Raw genomic sequence first — 6,722 nt, 5'->3', positions numbered from 1 at the left:
CCCATTGGTGCTATCAATGGACTGTCATTCAACCTTTTGAACTGAAAAATACATACTTTCATTCTTTGAGAGCCTCATTTCATCCCTTTCCAACTGTCATCTTTCTGGACTTCCAATCCTCTTTCCAATATCCCAACGGACTGTTTTTTACTATTCCAAACAAAACCGGTCTATTTTCTCCTTATTCCCTGATTATTAACGAAATTAACAAGATTTCATTACCTGCGAAGTAACGGAATACTTAGTAACAAAAGAAGTATGGAAAGGGATTCAAAATGAGAGATTATTCACTTTTTATTTTTGTAAATTTATAAATTTAAAGTTTTCAATTATGAACAAAAAGTTTCTAAGTGTGATCCTGTTCAGCGCCTTAATGGTGGGCACTGCAGGAACGTTCACGTCTTGTAAGGACTATGATGACGACATCAAGGACTTGCAGGGACAACTGGACAAGAAAGCTTCACTTGATGACCTGAATGCAAAAGTTGCTACTTTGCAGACAGCTGTAGATGAAGCTAAAACTGCCGCAAACGAAGCCAAGGCCAAAGCTCAGGAAGCTCTGGATAAGGCTGGTTCAAGCGAAGGAGGAGTATCTGAAGCTGATTTAGAGAAATTACAAGATGCTTTGGAAAAAGAAATGGAAAAGCTGGCATCTTTAGAGGTTGTTGATACTAAGATCAAAGAACTGAAGGAGAGTCTGGCAAGTGAGTTTATTTCTGAAGCTGATTTGAAGAAATTGGCTACAGATGTCGAAACTCTGAGTGTTAAAGTTATGGCTTTGATTGGTCACCGATTGACCAGCCTTACGCTGATTCCAACTACGCACATCAACGGCATTCCTTCAATTGAACTGCTGACACTGACGTATACACCGCAGGTTTTTGCTGCCAAGAACTATGCTGACCACGAAGCAGACCCGTCTAAGCACACTGATCGCCCGGTTTTGGACCACACTGCTGTAAAGGGCGCCAAGGCACTCAGCATTTCTACCGAAAAGAATGAGGTAAGCTACAAGATTAGCCCGAGCATCGGTGTGATGAAAGAAGATGTTAAGCTTCCTATGTTTGAATGCTTTACCTCTCAGAACGTAACAAAGGCTGCTCCTGAACTTTCTCAGAACAAGCCTCTCGAAGTTGTAGACTACGATGTAAAAGACGGTGTAATGACTGTTCTTTATAAGAAGAATGCAGATTACGTAGGCAAGAGCATCGGCACAACCGGTAGCGCTCACGGTGAAGGTAAACTTGAAAAGTTCTGGATGGCTTCTCTGAAGACTCCTATTGCTGACAAAAACCTGACAGATGCTGAGAAAGAAGCTGGTAAAGACGTATTTGTAAATTCCGAATACAGCCGTATCGAAGAATCTACTGTATATCCTTATTTGGCTAACAAGAAGATTGACTTCACGAAGGACTTCACGACTGATTTTGCAGACGAAATGCAGGATGGTAAATACGTTCATTATCATGACTCTCTCTGCTTGTATAAATCAGGCAACGAACAATTGGTTGATGTTAAGCAGTCATATGACAGTCCACTTGACTTGAGAACGTTGGTTACTGTATGCTATACTTATACTGACAAACAACACGCTTCTCACAAGGAATTGACGAACTACGCCGACTATGGCCTGGAATTCCGTTTCTCTTTAGCAAAAGCTAAGTATCTGCAAGGTGACCGTAAGACTGACGAACAGGCATTCGGCCGCATCTTGTCTGACGGCTACACGCTGAAGTCTGAAGTTTACGACGTAGAGTTGGGAGATACAGAATATTCCAAGACTTCCATCGGTCGCGAACCTATCATTCGTGCTGAATTGTGGGACAAGAATAATGGCAACATGATTGCTGTACGTTATATCAAGATTCGTTGGACCGGTGAAAAGGATCAAACGATTGCTGCCATTACATTCCCGAACGATACTGTAACTTGCAAGGATATGTTCCAGCAGTTGTTCTCTAAGGAAATGAACGAGAAGATCTATCATATGGTTAAGTTCGACGGTGGTCAGAGTATGAGTAAGACTCAGTTCCACAGCATCTATACAGATATGGAGATTCTTGAACTGAGAAAAGACGGCAAGAAGGTAGATTTGTCTAAATTAGCTGTTTCTAAGGTGGCTACTGACTGGCAAGAAGGTTCTGACAAAGTTGGCAAAGACGGTAAGGAAGCGATTAAAAACAATAAAGACCTTGTATTTGCTTTATTGCACGATGCTGAAGACAATACGTCTTACAACTTAGTTTGGGCTATGAACCCGAAGACTGTTGGTACATTGGCTTACAATGAGTCTACCAAGACTTATGCTTCTACATTCGAAATCGACGTTAAGTACATTGACGAAGCTGGTTTGAATGGTGATATCAAGCAGACATTCAAGCAGACAATCGTTGTTCCTGCACAGAAGTTTGCATACCAAGGTACATTCTGGAAGAATGGTAAGGGCGAAGGTGTCTTCAATGTGAATCCGATTGTTTACACTACTGCAAATGACGGTGGAACACAGAAAGACCCGCATGTATATCCGGGTATTACTGACGGTTGTACGCTGAAAGACTATAGCCACATCGAAGCTGACTTAGTTAATGGCTTTGTATACGAACCGACCAAAGAAAAGCCAGCCAACTTGGCTCAATTCATCCAGTATATTCGTGAGTGTGCAGAGGTTAAGTTTATCTTTGACGAAACACGCATGAAAGACCTGACTACTTATCCGCATTTGAAAGACTTTGTCACAAGCGATGACAAAACTCAATTGTGGTATAAGACTAAAGGTACAGCAAAAGACGAAGTCGTAAGTGACAACAGTAACATCGGTAGAACGGATGCAGGAATTAATGATTATAAACAATCTAACGATTTGGCTGCCACTATCAATAACCTGATGGGTGCTGATGCTACAGAAAACAAAAAGAACTTGCCTTGGAATTATGATGAAAAATTAGGTAATAGCGTAAATGAATGCTCCAGTATCATCCGTCTCCACGAAAAAGATGACTTGAACGGTACTGATGCCGCCCTCAAGTTGATTGGCAAGGAAGTTCCTGTACAACTAGTTGTTGCATACAATGAGTTCAATGTTATTCCAGTTCAAGAATTTGAGGTACACTTCATCAACCCGTTGACTATTGACGGTTCTATCAGCGACAACTTCGTTGATGCTGAAATTGACGGTAGCTTCTTGAGCGTTGCCAAGAACTTCACATTCACTGACTGGAATAATAAACCGGTAGCTGCTGCTGTAGCTGACAAGGCCACTGGTGATGAAGTTTATGCACATGCTTTGTATGACTACTATGCCGTACGTGAAGTCAAGTTCTTGACTGATAAGACCACTACCAGCTTGGCTTGGAATGCTGCAACCAGCACTTATGAGCACAAGGAGGGTACTACTGACGGTAAGTTGCCGACCAATGCTTCATTGAAGATGATGAATTGGGATGAGTCTACAGACAAGTCAACAGCTAAACCTGTCGATGCTGACCCGACTCACTTGGCATACTTCAACAACCATGGTACACCGGTTAACGTTGACTACAATATGTTCTTGACAGTAAATGTCAACTACAAGTGGGGGGTATTGAGCAAGGATAACCTGAAAGTCATCGTTAAGAAGGCTGCCGGTACACCGAGTGCCAAATAATTAAGAAGAGATTCTTGATATAATTTAATAAAAGGGACGTCCTCTTGCAGGGCGTCCTTTTTTTCAATCTTTCATTTATAAATATCAGATATGAAGAAAATACTATTCATTTTGACTGTGTCAGTTTCACTCATCTGCTTTTCTTCATGTAAGAAGTCAGCAGCTACACATCCTTTTCCAGGCAAATTCGTTACTGAAACCGGTATCCAATTCGACCTTCGAGCCGACTCCACCACCCTGATTCAATATGATGATTCCAGTTCGTACGAGGGTACATGGAAAGTCTATAATCAAGGAGATACACTAAAGTATGCCACTATTGAGTTTGCCGGTTACTTTAACTATTATTATCTGCGTAATGGTAAACTCTATCGCAATGAACATAATATGATACGTCAAGCTCTTGGTGAAGAAATTGAATATCAAGATTAAAACAGAAAATGGCTATTACTATTCCTCTATTCTTTGGATGAGGAAAAGAATAGCCATTTCATATGATAGTCAACCACACATTTCCAATAATAATCGTTTTATGATTATCATCTTATGATTATCGTGATATTTTCCTTATATTTGCGTGTAAACTCAATAATCATATGAAAAATCCATTTGTTACGAACGGCTATGTATCACCGGAATATTTCTGTGACAGAGAGAAAGAAACGGCTAAAATTGTCTCACTTTTGACGAATGAGAACAACATTGCATTGATTTCCCCACGCAGATTAGGCAAAACAGACTTGCTGCGGCATTGTTTTGGACAGCCGGAAATCAAGGAGCATTACCACACTTTCATCATCGATATTTATGCCACAAGCTCTGTACGCGATTTTGTGAATGTTTTCGGCAAGGCTGTACTGGATGAACTACGTCCAAAAGGAAAATCCGTATGGGGTACCTTCTTGAATGTACTGGCCTCCCTTCGTTCCGAAATAACATTCGACATGAATGGACAGCCTACCTGGGGAATCGGTCTGGGAGCTATAACTAATCCCTCTGCAACATTGGATGAGATATTCTCCTATCTGAATAATGCCGGGAAGCCTTGCCTAATCGCCATTGATGAATTCCAGCAAATAACCAAATATGCAGACGATCCCAACATAGAAGCGGCACTACGGACACATATACAACGCTGTTCCAATGCCCACTTTGTCTTCTCCGGGTCCCATAGGCATCTGATGGGGGCAATGTTTACTTCTCCGGCACGTCCATTCTACCAATCGGTTACACTGATAAACCTGCCTCCCATTTCTGTTGATAAATACGCGGAGTTCTGCCTTAGGCACTTTGAGCGAGCAAGCAAACACTTAGATACATTAGTGGTAACAGAGCTATATGAGCGCTTCAATGGTATAACTTCGTATATGCAGAAGGTTATGAACATTTTATTTTCCATGACCGGAACTGGAGAAATATGTATTCCCTCAATGATAGATACTGCCATTAACGACCTTCTGGATTTTTCTGCCGATACCTATGATGCCTTATTATATCAGATGCCCGAAAAGCAACGTATTGTGTTTATGGCAATAGCAGCAGAGGGAAAAGCTAAGGCTATCTCAAGCGGTGACTTTGTACGTAAATACAAGTTGCAATCTGCCAGTTCTGTCTCTTCAGCTGTAAAAGGACTACTGGAAAAAGACTTTATTACCTATGATAAAGGCATTTACCAGGTATATGATCAGTTCTTCCAACTTTGGTTGCAAAGGAACAAGCTTTAATGGTTTCTTTCTTGAATCTTATATTCATTCAATTTATTTGTAATTGCAGGGTAAACCATTTATAAACAATTTAGAAATGGGTAGAAATGCAGCAGGCTTTGCAAAATATAATTATAAGACTAAAGTAAATACCTTCAATATGGTTCCAACGGATAAAATATTGTAGCAAATCATTGTTGTTTGAAGGATAATAACCATCTTTGTTCTAAAGACTCGAAATATGGATAGTAAAGTAACCTTATTGGATTGAGATGTCAGATTATGATTTGGAAACAGCGAATGCAATGCTGCTTACAGGCCGTTATCTCTATGTCGGTTTCATGTGCCATCAAACAATAGAGAAAATTCTCAAAGCATATGGGACTAATTGCTTAATGGAAGTTACTCTAAAGATGCATTCACTATCCAGACTTGCGGAGAGAACGGGATTGGACAAGCAATTGTCGGAGGAGCAGTTAGACTTTATAGACAAGCTTGAACCTCTTAATATAGAAGCCCGTTACCCCTCTTATAAAGAAAGATTAATGAAGAGCTTAAATACTGTGCTGAACTTTTGAGCCAAACTAAAGAGTTGCAATTATGGATAAAGAACAAGCTATAAACCTTGCCAAACGCTATAAGGAAATGGTAGCGGAGAAGTTACCATTAAAGGCCCTTTATCTTTATGGTTCGTACAGTAAAGGAAATTATAGAGCAGACAGCGATATAGATATTGCTGTGATAGTAGAACGCCTGGATGACGATTATTTTAAAGATACTCCTCTATTGTGGAAACTTAGACGCAAGATAAGTAACCTTATAGAGCCAGTCCTACTTACAGAAGATATGGACAATCCTCTTTATTGTGATATTAGAAAAACTGGAATTCTAATACAATGAAGTCTTGTTTATCACATGCCATCTATTTCTATAATTTATATTCTTTTTTACTTCCAACGCATATTCTTCTCCTAAATCTTCGTACCATACCAAGTACTGCGAAATACATACCTGAGCGTTTTTCTCTTACTTATTCCCTTCTTCATCCAATCCCTATCATGACTTAAACATTTTTCTCTTGCAGCAATAATCACTTGATATTGCAAAAAATGAGGAATATGAAATCATTGTATTTGCAGCTATAATTGTATATACTTGTAAGGTAAACCTTTTATAAATAAATTGGAAATGAATAGAAATGAAATTACCTTACAAGAGATGTTCTCCTCAGTCATCGGGGAACTCCGGGAAGGCGGCAGGTGGGGGACGGCACACATCTACCAGTCAGCGGTGAATGCATTCTCGGCATTCACCAAATGGCAACCGATGCCCATGCGCAGGCTGAGCCCGACCGTACTGAAGAGATTCGAAAACTT

At 40.2% G+C, this 6,722-nt stretch carries 7 protein-coding genes; all 7 read left to right on the top strand.

The features are described 5' to 3' along the window. The coding region (locus tag DWZ67_RS20260; RefSeq protein WP_133302940.1) for a hypothetical protein at nt 1-233 on the top strand (233 nt) is incomplete at its 5' end. A gap of 98 nt (nt 234-331) precedes the next feature. Beyond that, entirely contained in the window at nt 332-3,643 is a 3,312-nt protein-coding gene (locus DWZ67_RS10600; RefSeq protein ID WP_057087495.1) for a hypothetical protein, read from the top strand. 90 nt (nt 3,644-3,733) lie between these two features. Next, nucleotides 3,734-4,075, top strand: a complete 342-nt coding sequence (locus DWZ67_RS10595; RefSeq protein WP_005825747.1) for a hypothetical protein — start codon at nt 3,734-3,736, stop codon at nt 4,073-4,075. Between the two features lie 164 nt (nt 4,076-4,239). Beyond that, nucleotides 4,240-5,367, top strand: coding sequence for an AAA family ATPase (locus DWZ67_RS10590; protein ID WP_005825750.1), 1,128 nt, complete (start codon nt 4,240-4,242; stop codon nt 5,365-5,367). Between the two features lie 251 nt (nt 5,368-5,618). Then, entirely contained in the window at nt 5,619-5,924 is a 306-nt protein-coding gene (locus DWZ67_RS10585; RefSeq protein WP_253280721.1) for a HEPN domain-containing protein, read from the top strand. A gap of 22 nt (nt 5,925-5,946) precedes the next feature. Continuing rightward, a complete protein-coding gene (locus DWZ67_RS10580) occupies nt 5,947-6,246 on the top strand; it encodes a nucleotidyltransferase domain-containing protein (RefSeq protein ID WP_008661919.1) in 300 nt (99 codons plus the stop codon). Between the two features lie 288 nt (nt 6,247-6,534). Then, nucleotides 6,535-6,722: phage integrase SAM-like domain-containing protein (locus tag DWZ67_RS20405; protein WP_243635152.1), on the top strand; the 188-nt coding region annotated here is incomplete at its 3' end.

It is taken from the genome of Bacteroides sp. AF34-31BH (assembly GCF_003602795.1).
GTDB lineage: Bacteria > Bacteroidota > Bacteroidia > Bacteroidales > Bacteroidaceae > Bacteroides > Bacteroides uniformis.
Note: the sequence above shows the minus strand (reverse complement) of the source record. Positions and strands in the feature narration are given on the sequence as shown.

Excerpts from the sequence above, each read along its gene's own strand:
- DWZ67_RS10585 (WP_253280721.1), top strand. The coding sequence starts at position 5,619 with ATGTCAGATTATGATTTGGAAACAGCGAATGCAATGCTGCTTACAGGC.
- DWZ67_RS10580 (WP_008661919.1), top strand. The coding sequence starts at position 5,947 with ATGGATAAAGAACAAGCTATAAACCTTGCCAAACGCTATAAGGAAATG.
- DWZ67_RS10600 (WP_057087495.1), top strand. The coding sequence starts at position 332 with ATGAACAAAAAGTTTCTAAGTGTGATCCTGTTCAGCGCCTTAATGGTG.
- DWZ67_RS10595 (WP_005825747.1), top strand. The coding sequence starts at position 3,734 with ATGAAGAAAATACTATTCATTTTGACTGTGTCAGTTTCACTCATCTGC.
- DWZ67_RS10590 (WP_005825750.1), top strand. The coding sequence starts at position 4,240 with ATGAAAAATCCATTTGTTACGAACGGCTATGTATCACCGGAATATTTC.